This is a genomic window from Arthrobacter sp. ISL-72, assembly GCF_018613755.1.
In the GTDB taxonomy this organism is placed as follows: domain Bacteria; phylum Actinomycetota; class Actinomycetes; order Actinomycetales; family Micrococcaceae; genus Arthrobacter.
The window spans coordinates 38,813-63,078 of the sequence record NZ_JAGGPP010000013.1 but is presented as its reverse complement, the minus strand read 5'-3'; the positions used below and the strand labels follow the sequence as shown (position 1 = coordinate 63,078).

21 protein-coding genes, 1 tRNA gene and 1 pseudogene are annotated in these 24,266 nt (G+C 66.1%); 9 read left to right on the top strand and 14 right to left on the bottom strand.

The window, feature by feature from the left end:
* Nucleotides 1-124: 124 nt before the first annotated feature.
* The 5 genes and pseudogenes from J7I92_RS12505 to J7I92_RS12485 all read right to left on the bottom strand — a co-directional run.
* Nucleotides 125-1,633: pseudogene (locus J7I92_RS12505) on the bottom strand (CoA-acylating methylmalonate-semialdehyde dehydrogenase); the annotation flags it as partial.
* A 34-nt stretch (nt 1,634-1,667) separates the two neighbouring features.
* Nucleotides 1,668-3,596 carry a 3D-(3,5/4)-trihydroxycyclohexane-1,2-dione acylhydrolase (decyclizing) gene (iolD, locus tag J7I92_RS12500; RefSeq protein ID WP_214841320.1) on the bottom strand — a complete coding sequence of 643 codons (1,929 nt, stop codon included), beginning with the start codon at nt 3,594-3,596 and terminating at the stop codon, nt 1,668-1,670.
* A 20-nt stretch (nt 3,597-3,616) separates the two neighbouring features.
* Nucleotides 3,617-4,552 carry a deoxyribose-phosphate aldolase gene (locus J7I92_RS12495; protein ID WP_214840959.1) on the bottom strand — a complete coding sequence of 312 codons (936 nt, stop codon included), beginning with the start codon at nt 4,550-4,552 and terminating at the stop codon, nt 3,617-3,619.
* On the bottom strand, nt 4,549-5,550 hold the full coding sequence (gene iolC / locus J7I92_RS12490) for a 5-dehydro-2-deoxygluconokinase (RefSeq protein WP_214840957.1): 1,002 nt from the start codon (nt 5,548-5,550) through the stop codon (nt 4,549-4,551). The genes J7I92_RS12495 and iolC overlap by 4 nt, the downstream gene beginning before the upstream one ends.
* Before the next feature lie 206 nt (nt 5,551-5,756).
* Entirely contained in the window at nt 5,757-6,161 is a 405-nt protein-coding gene (locus J7I92_RS12485; RefSeq protein WP_214840955.1) for a tautomerase family protein, read from the bottom strand.
* Between the two features lie 192 nt (nt 6,162-6,353).
* On the opposite strand from J7I92_RS12485, the gene J7I92_RS12480 reads away from it, so the two are divergent.
* Nucleotides 6,354-6,716 (top strand): helix-turn-helix transcriptional regulator, encoded by a 363-nt coding sequence (locus J7I92_RS12480; RefSeq protein WP_214840952.1) that lies wholly within the window; start codon nt 6,354-6,356, stop codon nt 6,714-6,716.
* On the top strand, nt 6,713-7,186 hold the full coding sequence (locus J7I92_RS12475; protein WP_214840937.1) for an SRPBCC family protein: 474 nt from the start codon (nt 6,713-6,715) through the stop codon (nt 7,184-7,186). Before J7I92_RS12480 ends, J7I92_RS12475 begins: the two co-directional genes overlap by 4 nt.
* Before the next feature lie 173 nt (nt 7,187-7,359).
* Here the strand turns inward: J7I92_RS12475 and sucD are convergent, their stop codons facing one another.
* The 6 genes from sucD to J7I92_RS12445 form a co-directional block, all read right to left on the bottom strand.
* The gene (gene sucD / locus J7I92_RS12470; RefSeq protein ID WP_214840935.1) at nt 7,360-8,262 is read right to left on the bottom strand and encodes a succinate--CoA ligase subunit alpha; all 903 of its coding nucleotides are present in this window, start codon (nt 8,260-8,262) and stop codon (nt 7,360-7,362) included.
* Between the two features lie 11 nt (nt 8,263-8,273).
* On the bottom strand, nt 8,274-9,443 hold the full coding sequence (sucC, locus tag J7I92_RS12465; protein ID WP_214840933.1) for an ADP-forming succinate--CoA ligase subunit beta: 1,170 nt from the start codon (nt 9,441-9,443) through the stop codon (nt 8,274-8,276).
* 224 nt (nt 9,444-9,667) lie between these two features.
* Nucleotides 9,668-10,372, bottom strand: a complete 705-nt coding sequence (locus tag J7I92_RS12460; protein ID WP_214840931.1) for a hypothetical protein — start codon at nt 10,370-10,372, stop codon at nt 9,668-9,670.
* 40 nt (nt 10,373-10,412) lie between these two features.
* Nucleotides 10,413-11,708: a glycosyltransferase gene (locus J7I92_RS24395; protein ID WP_214840929.1), complete on the bottom strand. Its 1,296-nt coding sequence runs from the start codon at nt 11,706-11,708 to the stop codon at nt 10,413-10,415.
* A gap of 24 nt (nt 11,709-11,732) precedes the next feature.
* Nucleotides 11,733-14,219 carry a DNA helicase PcrA gene (gene pcrA, locus J7I92_RS12450; protein ID WP_396020388.1) on the bottom strand — a complete coding sequence of 829 codons (2,487 nt, stop codon included), beginning with the start codon at nt 14,217-14,219 and terminating at the stop codon, nt 11,733-11,735.
* A gap of 50 nt (nt 14,220-14,269) precedes the next feature.
* Nucleotides 14,270-15,148, bottom strand: coding sequence for an inositol monophosphatase family protein (locus tag J7I92_RS12445; RefSeq protein WP_214840925.1), 879 nt, complete (start codon nt 15,146-15,148; stop codon nt 14,270-14,272).
* 62 nt (nt 15,149-15,210) lie between these two features.
* Between J7I92_RS12445 and J7I92_RS12440 the strand changes: the two genes are divergently transcribed.
* The 4 genes from J7I92_RS12440 to J7I92_RS12425 all read left to right on the top strand — a co-directional run bounded on the left by J7I92_RS12440 (nt 15,211) and on the right by J7I92_RS12425 (nt 18,701).
* A complete protein-coding gene (locus J7I92_RS12440; protein ID WP_214840923.1) occupies nt 15,211-15,834 on the top strand; it encodes a hypothetical protein in 624 nt (207 codons plus the stop codon).
* A gap of 215 nt (nt 15,835-16,049) precedes the next feature.
* Nucleotides 16,050-16,814: a hypothetical protein gene (locus tag J7I92_RS12435; protein ID WP_214840921.1), complete on the top strand. Its 765-nt coding sequence runs from the start codon at nt 16,050-16,052 to the stop codon at nt 16,812-16,814.
* Between the two features lie 2 nt (nt 16,815-16,816).
* Entirely contained in the window at nt 16,817-18,286 is a 1,470-nt protein-coding gene (locus J7I92_RS12430) for a GPI inositol-deacylase (RefSeq protein ID WP_214840919.1), read from the top strand.
* A 1-nt stretch (nt 18,287) separates the two neighbouring features.
* Complete coding sequence (locus J7I92_RS12425; protein WP_214840917.1) at nt 18,288-18,701, top strand: hypothetical protein; 414 nt, start codon at nt 18,288-18,290, stop codon at nt 18,699-18,701.
* Between the two features lie 29 nt (nt 18,702-18,730).
* Here J7I92_RS12425 and J7I92_RS12420 read toward each other — a convergent pair whose 3' ends face one another.
* Nucleotides 18,731-19,525, bottom strand: a complete 795-nt coding sequence (locus tag J7I92_RS12420; protein WP_214840915.1) for a DUF998 domain-containing protein — start codon at nt 19,523-19,525, stop codon at nt 18,731-18,733.
* A gap of 85 nt (nt 19,526-19,610) precedes the next feature.
* Here J7I92_RS12420 and J7I92_RS12415 point away from each other — a divergent pair.
* The 3 genes from J7I92_RS12415 to J7I92_RS12405 all read left to right on the top strand — a co-directional run bounded on the left by J7I92_RS12415 (nt 19,611) and on the right by J7I92_RS12405 (nt 20,601).
* Nucleotides 19,611-19,683, top strand: a tRNA-Arg gene (locus J7I92_RS12415).
* Nucleotide 19,684: 1 nt separating this feature from the next.
* Complete coding sequence (locus J7I92_RS12410; protein WP_251039860.1) at nt 19,685-20,194, top strand: DUF6314 family protein; 510 nt, start codon at nt 19,685-19,687, stop codon at nt 20,192-20,194.
* A gap of 2 nt (nt 20,195-20,196) precedes the next feature.
* Nucleotides 20,197-20,601: an NUDIX domain-containing protein gene (locus J7I92_RS12405; RefSeq protein WP_214840913.1), complete on the top strand. Its 405-nt coding sequence runs from the start codon at nt 20,197-20,199 to the stop codon at nt 20,599-20,601.
* Here J7I92_RS12405 and J7I92_RS12400 read toward each other — a convergent pair.
* Nucleotides 20,598-22,511, bottom strand: a complete 1,914-nt coding sequence (locus tag J7I92_RS12400; RefSeq protein WP_214840906.1) for an ABC transporter ATP-binding protein — start codon at nt 22,509-22,511, stop codon at nt 20,598-20,600. The two genes, J7I92_RS12405 and J7I92_RS12400, sit on opposite strands and share 4 nt — an antisense overlap.
* Entirely contained in the window at nt 22,508-24,205 is a 1,698-nt protein-coding gene (locus J7I92_RS12395) for an ABC-F family ATP-binding cassette domain-containing protein (protein WP_251039859.1), read from the bottom strand. Before J7I92_RS12395 ends, J7I92_RS12400 begins: the two co-directional genes overlap by 4 nt.
* Nucleotides 24,206-24,266: the final 61 nt, after the last annotated feature.

The following is a 24,266-nucleotide window of genomic DNA, read 5'->3' as shown; positions in this document are numbered from 1 at the left end:
CTCGCCGCCCGCGGCCTTCTGTGCCGTCGTCGGCGCGCCCGGGAACGGTGTCCTGTCCTTCCAGGACTTCGTCGGGCAGGCCCTCTGCGATGCCGTCGTGGCGCACGGTGTGGGAGTCGTCGGCGTGGGAGGGGAAGTTGTAGGAGGCGCCCGAGGCGTGGGTGGGCTCGGGCCAGCGGGAGGTGACGACCTTGCCGCGGGTGTAGAAGGAAACGCCTTCGGGTCCATAGATGTGCTTGTCGCCGAACAGCGAGGCCTTCCAGCCGCCGAAGGAGTGGTAGGCCACCGGGACGGGCAGCGGCACGTTGATGCCGATCATGCCCACGGTGACGGACCGCTGGAACTTCCGGGCGTTGGCGCCGGAGGAGGTGAAGATGGCGGTGCCGTTGCCGTACGGGTTGGAGTTGATCAGCTTGATGCCGGCGTCCAGGTCGTCGACCCGGACCACCACGAGGACGGGTCCGAAGATTTCCTCGGTGTAGGCGGTCATTTCGGTCTTGACGTGGTCAATGACCGTGGGGCCGACCCAGAAGCCTTCCTCGTGGCCGGGGACCACCAGGTCGCGGCCGTCCACCACCATGGCGGCGCCGGCGGCTTCGGCTTCGGTGACGATCTTGACGATGCGTTCCTTGGAAGCGGGGGTGATGACCGGGCCCATTTCGGCGCCGGGGGCGGTGCCGTTGTCGACCTTGACGGCGAGGGCGCGCTCTTCGACTTTCTTGACCAGCAGTTCGGCGGCGTCGCCGACGGCGACGGCGACGGAGATGGCCATGCAGCGTTCCCCGGCCGAGCCGAAGGCGGCGGCGGCGAGGTGGTCGGCGGCGTTGTCGAGGTCGGCGTCGGGCAGGATGATGGCGTGGTTCTTCGCCCCGCCCAGGGCCTGGACGCGCTTGCCGTGCTTGGTGGCGGTCTCGTGGACGTACTGGGCGATCGGGGTGGAGCCGACGAAGGAGATGCCGTCCACGTCCGGGTGGGTCAGCAGGCCGTCGACGGTTTCCTTGTCCCCGTGCAGGACCTGGAAGACGCCGTCGGGCAGGCCGGCCTGCTTCCACAGCTTGGCCAGCAGCATCGAGGCGGAGGGGTCGCGCTCGGAGGGCTTGAGGATGAAGGCGTTGCCGGTGGCGATGGCCATCGGTGCCATCCACAGCGGGACCATGACCGGGAAGTTGAACGGGGTGATGCCGGCGACGACGCCGAGCGGCTCGCGGAAGGAGAAGACGTCGATGCCGGTGGAGACCTGGTCGGAGTACTCACCCTTGAGCAGGGTCGGGATGCCGCAGGCGAACTCGATGACTTCCAGGCCGCGGCCGATCTCGCCCTTCGCGTCGGAGAGGACCTTGCCGTGCTCGGCAGTGATCAGTTCGGCGAGGTCGTCCACGTGGGACGCGACGAGTTCACGGAACTTGAACAGCACCGCAGTGCGCTTGGCCAAGGAAATGTCGCCCCAGGTGTCGGCAGCGGCGCGGGCCGCGGCGACGGTGGCATCAAGGTCCGCCCGGTTGGCCAGCCGCAGCTCCGCGGACACGGCGCCGGTGGCGGGGTTGTAGACAGGTTGGGTGCGGCTGCCTTCGCCGGCGGTCTCGGCCCCGTTGATGAAGTGGTTGATGGTGGTGGTGACGGTCGTCGTTGACATGGTGAGGACTTCCTTGGTCTCTGGGGGAAGGGGTTCAGCCGAGCAGCTTGCGCTGGCGGTTCTTGTGGCCGGTGTAAGTCTTGAACGCCTGCTGGGTGGACTCGAGGTCGGAGACCTGCGAGACGGGAACATCCCACCAGGATTCGGAGCTCGGAGCGTCTAGGAGCGGGTCGGACTCGACGTGGATCAGGATCGGTCCGCCGCGCTCCGGGGCGGCCTTGGCGTCCCGGATGGCCTGTTCGAGTTCGGCGATGACCTTCTCCCCCGGTTCGATCCGGATGACCTTCACACCGAGGCTTTCGGCGTTCAGGGCCAGGTCCACCGGGAGGGTCTCGCCCTCGTCGAAGCTGTGCTGTTCCTCGTTCAGCGCCCGGTACTGGGTGCCGAAACGCTGCGAACCCAGCATTTCGGAGAGGGAGCCGATGGAGGCGTAGCCGTGGTTCTGGATCAGGACCACGATCAGTTTGATCCGTTCGGCGACGGCGGTGACCAGTTCGGTGTGCATCATCAGGTAGGAGCCGTCCCCCACCATCACGACGACGTCGCGCTGCGCCCCGCCCACTGCGGCTTCGGCCAGCGCGGCGCGCTTGACGCCGAGCCCGCCGGGGATCTCGTAGCCCATGCAGGAGTACGCGTATTCGACGTGGTAGCCGAACGGGTCGCGGACGCGCCACATCTTGTGCAGGTCGCCGGGCAGCGAGCCGGCTGCACAGATGACCACGTCCTGCGCGTCCATGGCACGGCTGGTGGCGCCGATGATCTCGTTCTGGGCCGGCAACGGCGTGAACCGGGTATCGAACGCATCGTCGACGGTGGCGTCCCAGCGCTTCTTTTCGGCCGCGACCTGCTGTTCCAGGTCAGCCCCCACGCGGTAGCCTCCGAGTGCCTGGTTGAGCTTGACCAGGGCCTTTCGGGCGTCTGCCACGATCGGCAGCGTGGTGCCGTGCTTGTACGCGTCGATGGCGGCGACGTTGATGTTGATGAACTTGACGTCGGGGTTCTGGAATGCGGTGCGCGAGGCGGTGGTGAAGTCCTCGTAGCGCGTGCCGATGCCGATGATCAGGTCCGCCTCGGCGGCGATGGCGTTCGCCGCCGTCGTGCCCGTGGAGCCGATGGCTCCGAGGGAGAACTTGTGGTCCCACGGCAGGACGCCGACGCCGGCCTGGGTGTTGCCCACCGGAATGCCGGTGAGTTCGACGAACCCCGCCAGTTCGTCGTTGGCGTAGGCGTAGAGGACGCCGCCGCCGGCGATGATCAGCGGGCGCTTGGCGGCGCGGATGGCTTCGGCGGCACGGCGGATGTCCTCGTCGTCGGCGTCGGGGCGGCGGATGCGCCATTCGCGTTCGGCCAGGAACTCCTCGGGCACGTCGAAGGCTTCAGCCTGGACGTCCTGCGGGAGGGAAATGGTGACGGCACCGGTCTCGGCCGGGTCCGTCAGGACCCGGAGTCCGTGGTGGAACGCCGAAAACAACTGCTCGGGCCGGGAGACCCGGTCGAAGAACTTGGACAGCGGCCGGAACGCGTCGTTGACGGTGATGTCGTAGGCGTACGGCTGCTCAAGCTGCTGCAGGACGGGATCGGCGGCGCGGGTGGCGAAGGTGTCACTCGGCAGCAGCAGCACCGGCAGGCGGTTGGTGGTGGCCAGCGCCGCGCCGGTCAGGAGGTTGGAGGAACCGGGACCGATGGAGGTGCTGATCGCGAAGGTCTGGCGGCGCCGGGTGTGGCGTGCGTAGCCCACGGCCTGGTGCGCCTGTGCCTGCTCGTTGCGGCCCTGGTAGTAGGGCATGATCGTCGAGTCGGCGGCCTGGTACTGCTTGAGGGCCTGGCCGACGCCGGCAACGTTGCCGTGCCCGAAGATGCCGAAGGTTCCGGGGATCAGGCGTTCCCGGTAATCCTGGCTGCCGATGCGGTCAACGGTGTACTGCTTGGAAAGGTATTCGACGACGGCCTGCGCCACCGTCATTCTGCGCGTTGCCATGATTCTTACTCCGGAATTTCTGATGTGTGGTTCAGCAGGGAGGCTGCACTGGCCACTGCGCCGGCAACGTCGCCGTCCTGCGGGTACAGGAGGGTCCGGCCGACTGTGAGGCCCTGCACGCCGGGGAGGGCCAGGGCGGCTTCCCAGGTGGCGAAGACTTCGTCCTGGGTTCCTTCCGGGTCTCCCCCCAGCAGCACGGTGGGCATGGTGGTGGCGGCCATGACGCGCTCCATGTCGGCCACCACGGGCAGCTTCATCCAGGTGTAGGCGCTGGTGGAGCCCAGGCCTTCGGCGATCGCGATCGACTTGATCACGGCATTGGTGGACAAGTCGTTGCGGACCTTGCCGTTCTCGCGCACGGACAGGAAGGGTTCCACCATCGCGATCAGCTTGCGTTCGGCGAGGGAGTCGATGGCCTTGGCCGTCGCTTCCAGCATGGCTACTGTGTCCGGGTCGCCGAGGCAGATGCGCGTCAGCATCTTGCCGCCGTCGGCTCCCAGTGCCTCCAGCGCTGCGGCGGTGTGGCCGGTGAAGCGGTCGTCGAATTCGTTCACCAGGCCGGCGAGCCCGCCGCGGTTCATCGAACCGAAAATCAGTTTTCCTTCGAGTGCGCCCAGCAGGAGCAGGTCGTCCATGATGTCCGGCGAGGCGAGGACGCCGTCCACGTCGGGGTTCGCCAGGGCGATCTGCAGGCGGTCCAGCAGCTGCCGGCGGTCCGCCATGGCCACGGGATCATTCCCTACGGCGAGGGCGCCGCGGGCGGGGTGGTCGGCGGCGACAATGAAGTTCTGCCGGCCGTACTTGAGGCCGGGGTGGCGGCGGCGCGCCTTGGCTGCACGGGCGACGGCGCCCGGGTCTTCCAGACGGAGGGTACTCAAATGGGCGTAGCGGCGGGGATCGTCGTCCACCGCGAGGGTGGCGGTGCCAAGATTGATGCTCACAGTGCTGCTCCTTCGGTGGCAAACCGGCCGGGAACCAGGCGACCGCGCTCGGCCAGCAGCGAGGTGACCTCTTCCGGCGTCGGCATGGCGTCAGCGCAGGACAGGCGGGACGCGACGATCGCTCCCGAGGCGTTGGCGTAATCGAGAACCTCGGCGAGGGGCCAGCCAGACAGCAGCCCGTGGCAGAAGGCTCCGCCGAAGGAGTCGCCGGCACCGAGGCCGTTGACGGTCTCCACCGGAACGGGGGCGGACACCACACGCTCGGTGCGGGTCTTGGCCATCACGCCTTCGGGGCCGAGCTTGACGACGGCGATTTCGACGCCGGCGTCCAGGAGGCGGTCTGCCTGCTCGTCCGGGGTTCCCTCACCCACGGCAACGGCGCATTCCTTGTCGTTGCCGATTGCCACCGTGACGTGCGGCAGGATCTTGGCGACCTGGGCGCGGGCTTCCTCTTCGGAGGCCCAGAACATGGGGCGGTAGTCCAGGTCCAGGATGGTGTACTGACCGTCTTTGAGGCCGGTGCGCGGGCGGGCTTCGTGCGCCTTGATGTGCGCGTCACGGCTGGGTTCCTGGCACAAGCCGGTGACGGTGGACCAGAAGATTCCTGCATCGCGGATGGCGTCCAGGTCCAGCTCTACGGCCTTGATCTGCAGGTCCGGGGCCGTGGGGAAACGTCCATAGAAGTAGAGCGGGAAGTCTTCCGGCGGCTTGATGGCGCAGAACGTGACAGCGGTGGGCCATTCCTTGACCGGGGAAACGAAGGCATCGTCCACGTTGAACTTGTGCAGTTCGCGGTGTAGGTAGGTACCGAAGGCGTCGTCGCCGGTGCGTGTGATCACGCCGGCCCGGCGGCCATGCCGGGCAGCTGCCACGGCCACGTTGGAAGGTGATCCACCAAGGTACTTTCCGAAGGACGTGACGTCCTCCAGATCCACCCCGATGTCGTTCGGGTAAATATCAACGCTGATGCGCCCGATCGTGAGCAGTTCGTGGGTCACGTTAATCGCGGACCTTTCTGGTTTGAACTCTGTACCTCTGAACAGATAGAGCTCCGGTTCCTGGCAGGCCCCCGTGAGCGGGGCCACAACCACTACTTTGCCCTAGAATCATTGTCCTGTCAAAGGTTTGTACTGACATATTTACAACTTGGCATGGCCCTTGGTATTGCGCCCTTCCGGACCCCTCGGTCAGGGCCGTTGGCCCGCTATTTTCGGGGAACAGCCAGCTCCCCGGTCACATACTGGGCCCGGCCGAAACCGAAGGACCAGTCTCCGGCAGTGTTCTCCACATAGCCGATAAACACGTCCTCACCACCCACCCCCAGCTCCGACAACCTGCCGGCGATTGCGGCGAAGAGGGACTGCTTCGCCTCCTGAGTCCGGCCACCTTGGGTGAAGATCTGGATCATGACCACGTCAGGCGTGCGTTCGAAGCCAAGGCCGGCATCCTGGGCAAAGATCTGCCCGCGGGGGTGCTCGGTGAGGACATGGAAGTAGTCGCGCTCCGGAATGCCGTACTCGGCCAGGATGGCATCGTGGATTCCCCCGCTCAACCGGGATAAGTCCTCCGGGCTGCGGCCTTCATTTACATCGATTCGCACGAGCGGCACGTGTAGCTCCTTCAAGTAGTTTGTCCTGACATACTAACAAAGTTCAAGACCTGTCTACAAGAGCTCGAGCGGGATAAACAGGGCAACTCTTGCGATCCACAGGGGGCGGGTGTAGCCTTAAACAACCGAAAGGTTGATCAATAACTCAGTTGACTACAACGAATGAACTACGGGACGGGTTGATTGGCAGCCATGGACACGGGTGATGACGAACTGCTCGACTCAGCCTTCCTTGCCCTCGCCGATCCAGTCCGGCGCCGCATCATCGCCCGGCTGAGCCGGGGCCCGGCCACCGTAAACGAATTGGCGGAACCCTTCGCGATCACCAAGCAGGCGGTCTCGAAGCACATCCAGGTCCTCGAGCAGGCACAACTGGTCACGCGGACGCGTGACGCCCAACGCAGGCCCGTCCACCTGAATCCCGCACGGCTTGAGGCTCTCACCGCATGGATCGACCAGTACAGGCTGGTCCGCGAGGAGCAGTTCCGCAGCCTTGATGCCGTGCTTCGTTCCAACGCCGCGGCAAGCGGCAAGCAGGCAAAGGACCCATCATGAGCAACGCCCTGAAACTCACTGTTCCCGAAGGGAAGCCCTACATAGATTTTGAGCGGGACTTCGACTTCTCGGTGGCGGACGTGTTCCGCGCCCACAAGGAGCCCGGGATGGTTTCCCAATGGCTCGGTCCGCGCGGAATGAAAGCGGAGATGGACCACTACGATTTCCGGACCGGCGGCAGCTACCGGTACACCCACATCGGACCTGACGGCTCAAGGTACGGCTTCAACGGGATCTTCCACACGGTCCGGGAAAACGACTTCGCCATCCAGACCTTCGAGTACGACGGCTACCCGGACGTCGTCAGCATCGACTTCCTTACCTTCCAGGATCTCGGCAACGGGCGGTGCCGGCTCCTGGGCCACTCCGTCTATCCGACCCAGGAGGCCCGCGACGGCATGGCACAGTCCGGCATGGAAGGCGGCATGACCGAGGGCTACGAGCGCCTCGACGAACTGCTGAGCAAATAGCGCGAACGGACACCTGGGGCCCCTCCGCCGAGTGGGCCACAGCTGTCCGTTCGCGCCGCAGTCGTACTCAACGCCGTCGTACTCACTGCAGAGGCGAACTCAACGCAAAAGCGGGGCCACCCGGTCCGTCCCGTAGGACGGCAGGTGACCCCGCTTTTTCTTAGCGGCAGAACTTAGAGGGCTGCGAAGACTTCGCGCAGCAGTTTGGCGGTCTCGGACGGCGTCTTGCCGACCTTCACGCCGGCAGCCTCAAGGGCTTCCTTCTTGGCCTGGGCGGTGCCCGCGGAGCCGGAGACGATGGCGCCTGCGTGGCCCATGGTCTTGCCTTCCGGAGCGGTGAAGCCTGCCACGTAGCCAACAACCGGCTTGGTGACGTTGGCCTTGATGTAGTCCGCGGCACGCTCTTCAGCGTCACCGCCGATCTCGCCGATCATCACGATCGCCTTGGTCTCAGGGTCGGCTTCGAAGGCCTCAAGGGCATCGATGTGCGTGGTGCCGATGACCGGGTCGCCGCCGATGCCGATGGCGGTGGAGAAGCCCAGGTCCCGCAGCTCGTACATCATCTGGTAGGTCAGGGTGCCTGACTTGGAGACCAGGCCGATGGGGCCCTTGCCCGTGATGTTTGCCGGGGTGATGCCAACCAGGGCTTCGCCCGGGGTGATGATGCCGGGGCAGTTCGGTCCGATGATGCGGGTGACCTGCTTGCCGTTGGCGTCAACCTTGGACTGCGCCAGTGCCCAGAACTCAGCGGAGTCCTGGACCGGAACGCCTTCGGTGATGACGACGACCAGGCCGATGCCGGCCTCGATTGCTTCGACAACAGCGTCCTTGGTGAACGCCGGCGGCACGAAGACGATGGACACGTCGGCGCCGGTCTCGGCAATGGCTTCCTTGACGGTGCCGAAAACGGTGATTTCGTTATCGCCGTGGAGGACGGTGGTGCCGGCCTTGCGGGCGTTGACGCCGCCCACCACGTTGGTGCCGGCCTTGAGCATCAGGGCGGTGTGCTTGGTGCCTTCGCCGCCGGTGATGCCCTGGACGATGACCTTGGAGTCCTTGTTCAGATAGATAGACATGGTGCGTCCCTTTACTTAGCTGCGTTGGCGAGCTCGGCGGCCTTGTCGGCGCCCTCGTCCATGGTGGCGGCCAGGGTAACCAGCGGGTGGTTGGCCTCGGCCAGGATGCGGCGGCCTTCTTCGACGTTGTTGCCGTCGAGACGGACAACCAGCGGCTTGTTGGCGGAGTGACCCAGTTCGGCCAGTGCACCCACGATGCCCTTAGCCACCGCGTCACACGCGGTGATGCCACCGAAGACGTTCACGAACACGGCCTTGACCTGCTCGTCGCCCAGGATGACGTCCAGACCGGCAGCCATGACCTCGGCGGACGCTCCACCGCCGATGTCCAGGAAGTTGGCGGGCTTGACGTTGCCGTGCTTTTCGCCGGCGTAGGCAACGACGTCAAGGGTGGACATGACCAGGCCGGCGCCGTTGCCGATGATGCCAACTTCGCCGTCCAGCTTGACGTAGTTGAGGTCCTGCGCCTTGGCCTTGGCCTCGAGCGGGTCAGCAGCATCCTTGTCTTCAAGGTGTGCGTGCTTGGGGTGGCGGAAATCGGCGTTCTCGTCCAGGGTGACCTTGCCGTCAAGGGCAACGATCTCACCGGCGCCGGTCTTAACCAGCGGGTTGACCTCTACCAGGGTGGCGTCTTCCTTCTTGAAGACGTCCCACAGCTTCAGGATTACGTCGGCGACTTTGCCGCGCAGTTCCTCAGCGAAGCCTGCAGCGGCGACGATTTCATCGGCCTTGGCCTGGTCGATTCCCACAGCGGGATCGATGGCAACCTTGGCCAGGGCTTCGGGGCGTTCGACGGCGAGCTGTTCGATTTCCATGCCGCCTTCAACCGAGCACATGGCCAGGTAGTTGCGGTTGGCCCGGTCCAGCAGGACGGAGAAGTAGTATTCCTCGGCGATGTCCGCGCCCTGGGCGATCATGACCTTTTTGACCGTGTGGCCTTTGATGTCCATGCCCAGGATGTTGGTGGAGTGTTCCAGCGCCTCATCGGCGGTCTTAGCGACCTTAACGCCGCCGGCCTTTCCGCGGCCACCGACCTTAACCTGTGCCTTGACGACAGTTACGCCGCCGATCTTCTCGGCAGCTGCCTTTGCTTCTTCAGGGGTGTGCGCCACGATGCCAGCAAGCACGGGTACACCGTGCGCCTCGAACATATCGCGCGCCTGATATTCAAACAGGTCCACGGTTTAGTGTCCTTCTACGTCGAAGTAGTTTCTGTACAGCCGGAAGCCACGTAATCGTGGTTACCGGGCTGCGGAATAAACGCGCCCTGCGACAGGTTTGGAAACGAGCCACACGGCGCAATGCTCCTCTGGGAACTCTAGTCCTTTCTGCGGACCGGCCCGTTCCAGAGTACCTGTTATGTGAGTAAGGACACTATTCTATGGGGCGTAGAAAATCCCCTAGATTACGGGGTTTTTGGGGCTTCTGACGGCGTCACGGAGGCGTTTTGGCTGCCCCCGGAAACTAGTTCGTAATGGTCCCGCGAAATGAAGAAGGCAATGCCCGCCGATACGTTTCCGCATGCCACGCCGTCGTGGTAGGCCGAGCAGCGCAGGCCGTTCCGTTCCAGGTTCTGGCCGTCCTCCAGTACCGGCAGCCGGGAGACGGGACCGGTCCTGGTGCCCTTGGGGCCGAATTCGGCTTCCATCTGGGTCACGCCGGAGCGGCATTCGCCGTAGTTCGCCTTGTCCGGAGTGAGCAGTGCTGCGCCGCCCAGGTAGCCGAAGCCGGTGCCGGCGCAGTCGTCAGTGACATCCCCGGCCTCAGGTTTGGGGTACACCGCCAGCTCGCAGTGCGCCACCGGGACGATCGCCAGCTTGTTGTTGGCGGTGTCACTGTACGCGTTCTGCTCATAGGGCACGTTGATGTGCTCGCCCCGTGCCGAGGTCAGCGAGCAGACGGCGCTGTGATCCGCGGTGACGAAGCTGAGCACGTCGTCGCCCGCGGAAAACCGGGCCGGGTCAGTCAGCGGGGCCTGCTTGAGCTGCTCCAACACGGGAAGCGGCGGCGGAGGAACGTAGTCGGGGTCTTCCTGGGTGATGGTGCACCCCGTGCAGGCCATCAGGAGGGCGGCCAGGATCCCCAGTACAGTCCGTCGCATGGCACCCATTATGCCCGGGCCGGCGCCCCGCTTCAGCCCGCGGTGCGCTTCAGCCCGAAGCCGGACGGCCAGCGCGCTCGACGACGGCGGCGGCCGCCTCTGCGGGGTCCCCCGTGTCGAATTGTTCACGCATCTTCTGGGCGCGCTGCTTCCAGCCGGGGTCGGCCAGGACGTCCGCAACGGCCTTCGCTATGTCCGCCGGCTTGGGGGACTCGGTTCCGAGGCTGATCCCGACGCCGGCATATTCCACCCGGGCGTTGACGTCGCTTTTGCCTTCGTTGATGCCGGCCACCACCAAGGGAACGCCCTTGGACAGGCTCAGCTGGACGCCGCCGAATCCGCCGTTGGTGACGAAGACGTCGGTGAATTCGAAGGCCTTGGCGAAATCAACGTAGTCCCGCACCACGACGTTGGGCTGCGGATACCGTGCCTGCAGGGCTTCGGTGCCGCGGCCCCCGGTGGCAACGATCACCAGTGCATCCATGTCCTTGAGGGCTTCCAGGGCCGGAACAATGAGTTTGTCCTGGTCCGCGTTGTCCACGGTTCCCTGGGTGACCAGAAAGGTCGCGGGATAGGAGCGCGGAAACTCCCCGTCGCCGTCGGGGCCGGACTGCCCGGGCGCGCGGTACGGCAGCAGAGCTCCGACGTAGTGGACTTTGGGATTGACGTGCCGCCGCGGGAAGTCCAGGGATTCCGGTCCTGTCTGGATGATGGCCGCCGAGCACCGGTAGGGCTCGTCCGTCAGCCGGCCCTGCCTCGGGACGGTCTGCCCATAGGCGGCGTGCTGCCTGCGGTAGCTTTGGCTGGCCGGCCGGAGGATGACTTTGTCCGAGAGCAGCCCTGCCAACGTTTGGAGGCCTTTTTCGAGGGGATTGCGGGGCGGCCGGAACCCGAAGAAGAGCGGCGGCACCTGCGGGTCGCTTTCCATGTTCGGGATGGCGACAAAATTCACCACCGGCTTGCCGATCAGGTGGCACACAAGCCGGTGGATGAACATGGAACTGTCAGCCACCACGACATCAAACGGGAAGTCCGCCTGCACCTCCCGGATGTCCTCAAAGAAGTTGCTGATGTTGCTGGCAAAGATCTTTTCGCCGTCGAATCCGATGGCCCTGGGGCCCTTGAGCCTGGCGCGATCCGGGTAGAGCTCGTTCAGGTTGTCCGCCCGGTGTTCAACGGCCCGGCGGAAGGGAAAAAGGGGAATGCCAAGGCTTTGAAGCTTCGCGGTGAACACGGGGCCCGTGTACCAGCGGACGTCGTGGCCGGCGTCCTTCAGGCGCATGGCAACGCCGCTCATGGGATTGAAATGCCCGTCAATGGCCTGGCTGGCGAATAGAATCTTCACGGTCCCCCTCCGAGTTCTGTTTTGCTAGGCGTCCAGCTTTGTCAGCGGGGCGTACCTCAGCAGCAGGCGCTTTTCGCCCACGCTGAACTTCACCTTGGCCACGGTCTTGTCCCCCGCACCTTCAACAGCCAGGACAGTTCCGTTGCCGAAGCTCGTGTGGTTCACCTTATCCCCCACGCTGACCGCCACGACTTCCTTTTGCGGCTGGACGCGGTTCTTGGCGACGGCGGCGGGCACGTCGGCGTTGAAGCCGGCGGTCGGGCTTGCACCATTGCCGCGGGCGGTGCCGGCGCCCCAGAACGAGCCGCCGTACCGGCTGGACCCGATGGAAGCACCGCTCCCCCAGCCGCCCACCTGCCGGCTGGTTCCTTCACGCCGCCACTCCACCAGGTCAGCCGGGATCTCCTCGATGAACTGGCTGGCCGGGTTGTACTGGCTCTGGCCCCACATGCTGCGGACTTCCGAGCGGGTCACGTAGAGGCGTTTCCGGGCACGGGTGAGGCCCACATAGGCCAGCCGCCGTTCCTCGGCGAGTTCCTTGGGATCGGTGGCCGAACGCTGGTGCGGGAAGAGCCCGTGCTCCATGCCGGTGAGGAACACCACGGGGAACTCCAGGCCCTTGGCCGTGTGGAGGGTCATCAGCGTCACCACGCCCAGCCGCTTGGCCTCCGCCACGGCGGCGTCAATATCACCGCCGGGGGCGTCCGGGATCTGGTCGGCGTCCGCGACGAGCGACACCTGCTCCAGGAAGGCGCCCAGGGAACCGTCGGGGTTCTCCTGTTCATATTCACGCACGACGGCGACAAGTTCGGCGAGGTTCTCCACCCGGGACTCGTCCTGGGGATCCGTGCTGGACCGCAGCCCGGCAAGGTAGCCGGTCTGCTCCAGGACGGCTTCCAGAGCGGCCGCAGCACCGGAACCGCTGGCCACCTCGGCGAGGTCATCGAGGAGCTTCACGAAGCCCAGCACTGCGTTGACGGAGCGGGTGGCCATGCCGGGTGCCTGATCCGCCCGTCGGGCGGCTGCCATGAACGAGGTCCGTTCGCGTTCTGCCAATGCTGCCACGGCGCCCTCGGCGCGGTCGCCGATGCCGCGTTTGGGTTCGTTGAGCACCCGGCGAAGGTTGACGTCGTCGTCGGGATTTACCAGCACGCGCAGGTAGGCGAGGGCGTCCTTGATTTCCTTGCGCTCGTAGAAGCGCGTGCCACCCACCACCTTGTACGGCAGTCCTACGCGCACCAAAACGTCTTCAATGGAACGCGACTGGGCGTTGGTGCGGTAGAAGATGGCGACGTCGCCGGGGCGCAGGTTGTCCTCGTCCTGCAGCCTGTCGATTTCCTTGGCAATGAACTGGGCTTCGTCGTGTTCGTTCTCGCCCACGTAGCCGATGATCTTCTCGCCGTCCCCCTCGGCGGTCCAGAGCCGCTTCTCCGGCCGGTTGGGGTTCCGGGAGATCACCGAGTTGGCTGCGGTGAGGATGTTCTGGGTGGAACGGTAGTTCTGTTCAAGCTTGATGGTGCGGGCGTTGGGATAGTCCTTTTCGAACTCCACGATGTTGCGGATGTCCGCCCCGCGGAACGCGTAGATGGACTGGTCGGAATCGCCCACCACGGTGAGTTCGGATGCACCGGGCCCCTCCCCCACAATCTCGCGGACCAGTGCGTACTGTGCATGGTTAGTGTCCTGGTATTCGTCCACCAGGACGTGCCGGAAGCGGCGACGGTACGACTCGGCGAGGGCCGGGAAGGCGCGGAACATGTAAACGGTTTCGGCGATGAGGTCGTCAAAGTCCATGGCGTTGGCCTGGCGCAGCCGCTGGGTGTAGCCCTTGAAGACCTCGGCCACTGCCTGCTCGAAGGGGTCGTTGTAATTGACGGAGGACGCGTAGGAATCGGCGTCGATCAGCTCGTTCTTCAGCGCCGAGATCTTGTGCTGGATGGCCTTGGGCGGAAACTTCTTGGGATCCAGGTCCAGGCCTTTGGCCACCTGGGTGACAAGCCGCAGGGAGTCGGCGGAGTCATAGATGGAGAAATTGGACTTGAGCCCAACGTTGGCGGCTTCCTGGCGGAGGATGCGCACGCAGGACGAGTGGAAGGTGGAAATCCACATGATCTTGGCCCGGCCGCCTACCAGCGCCTCGATGCGCTCGCGCATTTCCGCGGCCGCCTTGTTGGTGAAGGTGATGGCCAGGATCTCGCCGTGATGGGCGCGCTTGGTGGCGATGAGGTACGCGATCCGGTTGCTGAGGACACGGGTCTTTCCCGACCCTGCGCCGGCAACGATCAGCAGCGCGCTGCCGGCATGCTTGACTGCTTCTTCCTGCTGGGGGTTCAGGCCCTGCAGGAGTTCTTCCGCACCGGGCAGCCTGGGACGCGCCCATTCTCCCTCGGATCGCGGCCCGCCGTTCCCATAGTGCACCGCCTCGTCCCCGAGCCCGGGGCGCGACTTGGTGAGCGCTGCCGCCTTCGGGGCAGCCTTGAACGGTCCGTCGGCATAGGGGTCAAACAACATATCCATGGTGCTATAAGTCTAGGCGGTGGGGCCGACACTAACGTCCGGCTTCACTCCACCGAGCCGGATTGCAGCGCCGCACGAAGCTGCCGCACCGCCGTCGCGCCTCCCGCCATGAACCATTCCAGTCCGTTGACGCGGACGGTCTCGGCGGCTCCGCCGGCGGCGAGGACGATTGCCTTCCCCGGCAGCCAGTCCCATTCGGGGCAGCTGTGCTGGTACCAGCAGTCCAGCTCGCCGTCCGCCACCCGGCCGAGGTCGCAGGATCCGGAACCGAACATCCGCAACGCGGCGGCGGCGGTGGCGGCGGCATGCCACGGCATGGCGCACAGCGGGTCCGCGAGCCAGGTGGGGTGGATGTAGGTCGCGGCGCCCTGGTCAGCGAGCGGCTTCAGCGGCCGGGCGCCGTTGTCCGTGTGGAAGGAAGCCAGCCGGTCCCCGTTCAGGGTGGCGGGCCGCTTGGTGCCGCCCAGCCACAGCTTGTCCTCCTCGGGCTGGAAAATGGCGCCAAGAACCGTGCCGGAAGTGTCTTTGAGTGCCAGCGCGGAGCACCAGTACGTGGACCCGTGCAGGAAGTTGTAGGTGCCGTCCACGGGGTCGATCACCCAGGTCCGGCCGCTGCTCCCGCCGACGGAGGCGCCCTCCTCCCCCAGGATGCCGTCGTCCGGGCGGCAGCGCCGCAGTTGGTCGAGCACGTAGGCTTCCGCAGCGTGGTCGGCCGCCGTGACGACGTCCGACACTGACGTTTTCTGCTGGCCTTCCAGGCCGCCCTGGCGCATCATCAGTGCCAGCATTCCGGCTTCGCGTACCAGGGCTTCGGCCAGCTGGTAATCGTCCAGGCCGGCGTTCAGTTCCGCCGCGCTGTGCCTGCCAAGTTTGTGTCTTCCGAGTTCCGTCACGCGTCCCAGCCTATCTGCGGCCGCAGGCATAGAACAGGCGGGGAACAGGAGCCGAACAGGAAGCGATGCACAGGAGCGACGATAATGTACCCATGGCCAAGACCCCAGCACAGCGGATCAAGAAACACGGCGCGAACGCTTCCGTTCCCCAGCACCACCTGCCGCCGGTGATCAACCCCACCACCCGGCGGACCCCGGAGAAGGCGCAGAACAACAGCAGCCTGATCCTCATCGCGGGCGTGGTGGCCAGCCTGTTCCTGTTCTGGTACCTGCATTTGCTGACACTGAACCAGCTCACCCAGCTCTCCGGCGGCCTGCCGATGCCAGATTCGCTGGTGGGCGGCTTCGACCAGGGTTTCGTAGAGCAGCTGCGGGCAGCGATGGACGGGGACGCCAGGGGCCAGCTCAACTACCTCCACAAGACGGCGGGCACCCTGTTTCCGCTGATTTTCGGCTTTACGTGGCTGCTGCTGATCGGCACCAACGTCGCGCGGAAAGCGTTTCGCTGGGCACTCTGGGCGCTGCCGCTCCTGTTCGCTGCCGTCCGGCTCTGGGGAAACGCCGCCATCGATTCCATGATGTCCGCGGCAACGGTCGACGGCGGCCAGGTGTCGCTCGCTTCGGCCCTCACCGTTGCCGGCTGGGTGCTCCTGGTGCTGAGCCTGCTGGCGGGCGGCGCCGCGGTTTTCCTGGGTCGGCGACGGAAACAGCCCTAGTCACCCCCGCAACTTCCCGCGGACCGGCCGCGCCGGGAAGTACTCCCCATTCCGCTTTGCCTGGCCGCTGATTACTGTGGGCACCAGCTGTCCAACATCAGGACAACTTGGCATTGGGGGAACCATGGGGGGAAGTACTGTCCAGTCCGCATCTCAACATTTTCGAGATCAGCGGTCTAGCCTGGGCCACAACAGTCCACCGGGCGGCAGCTGTCATGGCACCCGAACCGGGCGGGAGCTTCGGCAGCCCGGCAGATATCGCGGCGGCCAAGGCCATCGGGGAAATAAGTCGGGAGGACTCCCGGAGCGTCGAAGCTGAACTGGCACAGGCCGGAATTGTGGATTCAGGCGGCAACATTTCCAGCCAGTGGGTGCTGGCGGCATGGATCTCGGCGTTCGCCCCCGTCAAGGTCACCACGGTCGCGCAAACGGAGGCGCTGTCCTCGCATTGCGAGCTCGCCCTCGCTGCCGGCCGCGGCGTCGGAGCCTCCTACCGGCGAACGCTAAGCCGCACTGCGGGCAGCGTTGAGGTGGCGGAAGTGCCCAACGTCGTCGAAGTTTCCTTCTTCAAGGAGGAACATGCCTGGGCGGCCGTGGCCCGCAGCCTGCCGGCCTTGTCCGAACTGCAGGCAAGCGCGTCGGAAGCGTCCGGTTTCGACGCCCGCCGCACGACAGTTGCGCCCGGCGGCGGCACGTCCTCGTCCGAGTCGGCCGGACGCGGCGGAGTGCCTGCAGCCCTGGCCAATGCGCGCTGCACGGTGCGCATGGAGGTGACTGCGTCCGCTGCGGAGGCCGAACCGAGCCGCTACAGCGCCGATGTCTGGGCACTGGCCGGGCAGCTGTACTCGCTCCGCACGGCGGCGGACCCGGCGACCCTGCTCGCCGTCGAAGTTCCACCGGGCGACATCTGCCGCGAGTTCGCCTGGCGGATCCTGGGTGTCCGCGGATTCCTGGCGAGCGCCTCGGCTCAGGCGGCATAACAATGGCACTTTACGGGATGGACACCGAGTCCGGCCGGCGCCTCAGCGAGGACTTGGCGCGGGCCAGCGAACGGCTCCTTTCACTGAGGGGCAGCCTAACGCCGCTGATCACCAAGACACCCTGGGAGGGGCCTGACGGGCGGAAGTTCCACGGTGAGTGGTCCGGACACCGGCAGCAGCTGATTGGAACTGCGCACGCGCTCAATGCGGCCTCGAACGCGGTAAAACGCAATGTCGAGGAGCAGCTTGTTGCCAGCGGACACCAAGGCCTGGAAGCCGGACCGCAAGGGAAGCCGGACCTCCCTTCATTGTTTGACCCTCTGATTGGCACCCTCGCCGGCAACGTCGATGATCTCTGGGATGGCACCGCCGGATTCCTCAGCACTGTCGATGAATCAGCCAGGGCTGGATGGAACCTGTTGCGGGACGTGGCACCGCCTCCTTGGGGAAACCTCATGGACGCCTCCGACAATGCCGGTGACAAGCTTGGCCACTTCGGCGCCATGGGCTGGCGCTGGATCACGGAAGGGGAGCCACCGTCCGTTACCGAATTCGCTTCCAACACCTTGTTGCTCGCGGGGGCGACAGCCACCCTGGTCATCACCACCGGGACTATGGGCACGCACAACCCGCACGTATTCGACGACGGAAGGCCCGTGGCCGGAGATCCGATCCGTGTGGACGTCGGATCGGGTCGCGGCTCAGACGGGCGGATGAACACGCCGGTGCCGGCGTCCATCAGCGCGATTGTGCAGACAACCAACGCAGCTTACGATGATGCAGGCCGGCCGGGAACCCCGGATACGGGTATCCGCATTACCACCGTGCAGAAGCCCGGGGAACCGCCGGCTTTCATTGTGAGCATTCCCGGCACCACCCGCTGGCTGCCGGACGGTGCCGGGAACGCAACGGACCTGACGGGCAACCTCGAACCGGCCGGCGGAAACCTCTCCACCGCGGCCGAAGCCGTCAGGATAGCCATGGAACAGGCCGGGATTCCGCCCGGCGCGCCGGTCATGCTGTCGGGACACTCCCAAGGCGGGATGATCGCGGTGGCCCTGGCCGCGGACGGGAGCTTCACGGACCGCTTCAACGTCACCAACGTGGTGACCTACGGGTCTCCGGTGGACTCCGCTCCCGTCCCCGCGACCATTGACGTCCTCGCTTTGCAGCATGCGGGCGATCCTGTGCCCAAGCTGGACCTGAACGACGTGGCCGTTGGGCCGGGAGGCGCTGTATCCGCCAGCCCCGACAATTCTGCTGTGCGGGTCACCTTGCCCAATCCTGACGTCAAGCCGGACATTGGCGGGATCGGCTATCACGCGGGTGACCTGTATGCGGAGTCGGCGGCCAAGTACGGCGGAAGCGGTCCTATTGCCGAGTACAGTCAAAAGAGCTCAACGCAGCAGTTCCTCACCCCAGATCCAGCGCAAGCGAAATCGATCGTATCCAATGTCTCCCGAAAGCAGTGACATGAGGCGTCTCAAACGACTGTTCCAGTGGGCCGCCCCCATAGTTGTTGCGGCCGTGTTCCTGAGTGGATGCGGCTTCGGGGGACCGTCCAGGGAGGAGCAGCTCAAGGCCACTCTGGACGACGCAGCCACGTCCGTACCGGGCGTCGTGTCCTCCACAGCGACGGCCAAAGTCAACACCTCCGGCAACTTCCTCGGAGCCGTTGTTGTCGCCGACACGCAGGATCCCGCTGAACTCAAGGAAATTCTTCGAACCGTCATCACCGCAATGCTGGAACGCACTGCGGACCTGGAGAGCGGCACCCTTTCCGTCAGTGTGTTCTCACCGGACAAAACGCAGTCCGTGTCAGTGGACGATCTTGGCTACACCGGGCTGGAAAACCTCAGGCCGCTGCGCGAGTATTTCGCTTCGTAGCCCAGGCCCTCACATCGCGACCCCGGTCCTCACATCACGCCGGTCGGGCGGGCGTGTGCTGCCGCCCGCGCCGCCTTCCGCACCTTCAGTTCCCTGCGGACGCGCTGGGCGATCACAAGTCCCGCCGCGGCCAGGCCGGTGGTGACGGGGTAGCCCGTAAAGCGCTCCAGCGTGCCCGGCTCCGGGACACGCATTCCGGTGATTCCGCCGAGGGCCAGCGCCACCAGGGAGACAGCTCCGCAGGACAGGATGAACCAGCCCAGGGGTGACTGCCTCAGCCACAGCGCCCCCAACAGCAGCAGTGCCAGCGCTCCGCCGAGGAAGAACATCACGGCACCGGTCAGATGCACGGCGAACCAGCCGACATCCTCGGGCACCAGCCCCACAATGACAGTCCCGGCTCCGGCCGTGAAGGTCAGGACCTTGGCCGCGAGGGCGGTGAACCAGGGACCACGGTGGCCGGCACCAAAGGCGAGCCGGACACCGGGCCGCGCTGCGACGCACAGGAGCGCCGAACTGAGGAACAGCGCCCCCAGCACCATGCCCAGGCCCTGCAGCACGAACGACGCATTCATCAGCGCGTGCAGCGGCGAGCACACATCCCTGTCTTCGTGGATACCGCACTGCACGGCACCAAGATCGCTGATGAAGCCGGTCCGGCGGTCGTAGGGTTCCGGTCCCGCCCAGGCAGCGATCACTGCCGCTTCGGCCACGAAATACTGCAGCACGCTCAGCTTGGCCCACGCCCCGAAATACTCCCGGGTGGAGGCGATGTCCGGAAGGAACCCGGCCCGGTAGGAAGTTGCTGGTGTTGCTGCGGTCATGCCATGAGCGTATACGCGCCAGCACCTTGTATGCTTGTATCCGTGCCCGAACAGGACGGCCTGGTGCCAACCGCTTCGGACGCCCGCCCTCGTAGCTCAGTGGATAGAGCACGGCTCTCCTAAAGCCGGTGTCGTTGGTTCGATTCCAATCGAGGGCACTTGAACTTTGATCTGCGCGCCTACCTGCTGGGCAGCTGGTCCGTGGAGCGCACCCTGTGGGACCGCAGCTCGGACGCCCGGGGAACCTTCACCGGCGTCGCGCGCTTTTCCCCAAAAAACGACGACGGCGGCCTCGCCTTTCACGAAGAGGGCACCATGCGCTGGCCTACTCCCGCCGGGGACACGTACACCGGCCCGGCAAGCCGGGACTACCTCCTTCATCCCGCGGACTCCCCCGATGCGATGGACATGACGTTTCCGGACGGCCGGCCGTTCCACCGGATGAGCTTCCGGACAGAAGCCAGCCAGGACCGGCACTGGTGCGACCCCGACAGCTACCGCGTCACGTATGCCCTCCGCGGGCCGCATGAATTCAGCTACGCCTGGGACGTTCGGGGGCCGCGGAAGGACCTGCTCCTGGAATCCGTGCTCCGGCGGCTGGACGCTGATGACCCGGCCCCAAATGGCCCGCCCCCAAATGAACGCGGCACGGATGGGCTAGGGTCGTAGCCGTGAAAGACCGCATAGTTGTGTCCGCCGTTTGCGTCTATGACGAGGCCGGCCGCCTGCTGACCGTCCGCAAGCGCGGCACCGACAAATTCATGCACCCTGGCGGCAAACCCGAACCCGGCGAAACCGCTGCCCAGGCCGCCTCGCGCGAACTGCTGGAAGAGGTGGGCATCAACGTGGCGCCGGACCATCTCCGGCTCATGGGCGTGTGGCTGGCCGACGCCGCCAATGAGGCCGCCACGGACATCGAAGCAACCGTCTTCAGCGCCCCGGGCACCTGGAGCGCGCGTCCTTCCGCGGAGATCGCCGAAATCCGCTGGCTGGACCTGGCCGCAGAACTCCCGGCCGACCTCGCCCCGCTGCTGACGGGCCACATCCTGCCCGCGCTGGCCGCAGACCGGGTCTAGTACTCCGGGACGGCTTCTTTGACCACCGCTGTCGCTTCCGCGAACTGCGTGCGGTAAAGCTCCGCGTACCGGCCTTCCGCCTCGAGCAGCGCGGCGTGGGTGCCGCGTTCCACGATGGCGCCGTCCTCCACCACCAGGATCATGTCCGCGGCGCGGATGGTGGACAGCCGGTGGGCAATCACGACGGCGGTGCGGCCTTCGAGCGCTGCCCCCAGCGCGGCCTGGACGGCCGCTTCGTTGGTGGAATCCAGGGCGGCCGTGGCTTCGTCCAGGATGACCACTCGGGGCTGCGCAATCAGCAGCCGGGCGATGGTGAGGCGCTGGCGTTCACCGCCGGAGAGCCGGTAGCCGCGCTCCCCCACCACGGTGTCCAGGCCGTCAGGCAGCGCACGGATCATGGACTCGAGCCGGGCCTGGCGCAGCACGTCCCACATGTCCTCTTCGGTGGCGTCCGGACGGGCCAGCCGCAGGTTGGAGGCGATGGATTCGTGGAACAGGTGGCCGTCCTGGGTCACCATGCCCAGCGTCGCCCGCATCGAATCGAAAGTGACGTCGCGGACGTCCAAACCGCTGCCGGGAACGGAACCGCCAAGTCGCACGGCGCCGGAATCGACGTCGTACAGCCGGGACAGCAGCTGGGCGATCGTGGACTTGCCGGCGCCCGAGGAACCCACCAGGGCAACTGTCTGGCCCGGCTCCACCCGGAAACTGACACCGTGCAGCACTTCCTCGCCGCCGCGGGTGTCCAGCGTGGACACGTCCTCGAGCGAGGCCAGGGACACCTTGTCAGCCGAGGGGTAGGCGAACCTGACGTCGTCGAATTCAACCGAAACGGGTCCCGGCGGAACGTCCACGGCGTCGGGTTTTTGCTGGATGAGGGGCTTGAGGTCAAGGATCTCGAAGACCCGCTCGAAGCTCACCAGGGCGCTCATGATTTCCACGCGCGCGTTGGAGAGCGCTGTGAGCGGCGCGTAAAGGCGGGTGAGCAGCAGTGCCAGCACCACGACGTCGCCCGCGGCCAGCTGGCCTGACAGCGCAAGCCAGCCGCCCAACCCGTACACCAGGGCGAGCGCCAGCGCCGAGACCAGGGTCAGCGCGGTGACGAAGGTGAACTGGAGCATCGCGGTGCGGACGCCGATGTCCCGGACTCGTCCGGCACGCACGGCGAACTCGCGGGACTCCTCATCGGGGCGTCCGAAGAGCTTGACCAGCGTGGCACCCGGCGCGGAGAAGCGTTCGGTCATCTGGGTGCCCATGGCGGCGTTGTGTTCGGCCGCCTCGCGCCGCAGGTCGGCCAGCTTCGAACCCATCCGGCGGGCCGGGATGAGGAAGATCGGCAGCAGGATCATGGCCAGCACGGTCACAAGCCAGGACTTGCCCAGCATTACGGCGAGCGTGAGCGCCAGGGCCACCACGTTGCTCACCACGCCGGAGAGCGTTCCGGCGAAGGCGGACTGCGCGCCGATGACGTCGTTGTTGAGCCTGCTGACCAGGGCCCCGGTCCGGGTGCGGGTGAAGAAGGCGATGGGCATTTTCTGGACGTGGTCGAACACTTTGGTCCGCAGGTCCACGATCACGCCCTCGCCGATGGTGGAGGACAGCCAGCGCGTCACAAGTCCCAGCCCGGCTTCCGCCACGGCCACGACGGCGATGAGCGCAGCCAGCCCGATCACGACGTCGGCCCCGACGCCGGCAATGATGGCGTCCACCACCTGCCCGGCGAGGACCGGCGTGGCCACGGCGAGGACCGCCATGGCGATGGACAGCAGCACGAAGGCGATCAGCTTGCCCCGGTGCGGGCGCGCAAAACCGAACACCCGCTTCAGCGTCGCCTTGGAGAACGGCTTGGAGCCGCTTGAGGCCCGCGTGATGTTGTAAAGGGAGCTCCAGGCAACCCGGTCCATGCTCATCGGGACTGACCTTTCGTGACGGGTCCGGCTGCGGCCGCGGAAGTTCCGGCGACGGCGAGCAGTTCGGTGACCACGCCGTCCTCGACGTTCCAGCGGACATCCAGCCGAACGTTTTCCAGCAGCCGGCGGTCATGGGTCACCAGGAGCAGGGCGCCGTCGTAGCTTTCGAGTGCTTCCTCGAGCTGCTCGATGGCGGGCAGGTCCAGGTGGTTGGTGGGCTCGTCGAGGACCAGCAGGTTCACGCCCCTCGCCTGCAGCAGCGCCAGCGCCGCGCGCGTCCGTTCCCCCGGGGACAGCGAGTCGACCGGCCGCGATGTGTGGTCCGCCTTCAGGCCGAACTTGGCCAGCAGCGTCCGGACCTCCGCCGGTGTCAGCTCCGTCAGCACGGCCTCGACGGCGTCGCCCAGTTTGAGGTGGCCAGCCAGCAGGCCGCGGGCCTGGTCGATTTCGCCGGTGGCCACCGAGGCGCCCATGGCGGCATTGCCGTCATCAGGCTGCCGCACACCGAGCAGCAGCCGGAGCAGGGTGGATTTGCCGGCACCGTTGGGGCCGGTGATGCCGATCCGTTCTCCGGCGTTGAGCTGCAGGTTCACCGGGCCCAGGGTGAAGTCCCCCTGCCGCACGACGGCGTCCCTCAGCGTTGCCACCACGGCGCTGGAGCGCGGGGCCTGGCCAATGCTGAACTGGAGCTGCCATTCCTTGCGGGGCTCCTCCACTTCGTCCAGCCGGGCGATGCGGGACTCCATCTGGCGCACCTTCTGCGCCTGTTTCTCCGACGATTCGGTGGAAGCTGCCCGGCGGATCTTGTCATTGTCCGGGCTTTTCTTCATGGCGTTGCGGACGCCCTGCGAGCTCCACTCGCGCTGGGTCCGGGCGCGGGAGACGAGGTCGGCCTTGGTGGAGGCGTACTCTTCATAACGCTCCCTGGCGTGGCGGCGTGCCACGGCCCGTTCCTCCAGGAAGGACTCGTAACCGCCGTCGTAGACCGAGACGGAGTTCTGGGCCAGGTCCAGTTCCACGATGGTGGTGACACAGCGGGCCAGGAATTCACGGTCGTGGGACACCAGGACCACACCGCCCCGCAGCCCCTGCACGAACGCTTCCAGCTTGGCCAGTCCGTTGAGGTCCAGGTCATTGGTGGGCTCGTCGAGCAGGACCACGTCGAAGCGGCTCAGCAGCAGGGCGGCCAGGGCTACCCGGGCGGCCTGTCCGCCGGAAAGTCCGGTCATGAGCGCGTCGGGTCCCACGTCCAGCCCAAGATCGGCAAGGACCGGGGCAATGCGTTCGTCCATGTCCGCCGCGCCGGAGGCCATCCAGCGGTCGAAGGCCAGCGAGTAGGCGTCGTCAGCGCCGGCTGCTCCCGAGCCCAGCGCTTCGGCGGTGGACTCCATCTCTGCGGTGGCCTGCGCGCAGCCAGTGCGCCTGGCAATGTAGGCAGCCACAGTTTCACCGGCAACCCGCTCGTGTTCCTGCGGCAACCAGCCCACGAAGGCATCGGCCGGGGCTAGGCTCACCGAGCCGGACAAAGGCTGGTCCACACCGGCCAGCAGGCGGAGCAGGGTGGATTTGCCGGCACCGTTGGCGCCCACGACGCCGACGACGTCGCCCGGGGCCACCGTGAGGGAAAGTTTTGAGAAGAGTGTGCGGTGGTCGTGACCACCGGAAAGATCTTTGGCAACAAGGGTTGCAGTCATTAGTCCATCCTCTCACTGCGGCCCAAACGGGCCGGAAATCCCCCGGGCATGGAAGAACCCG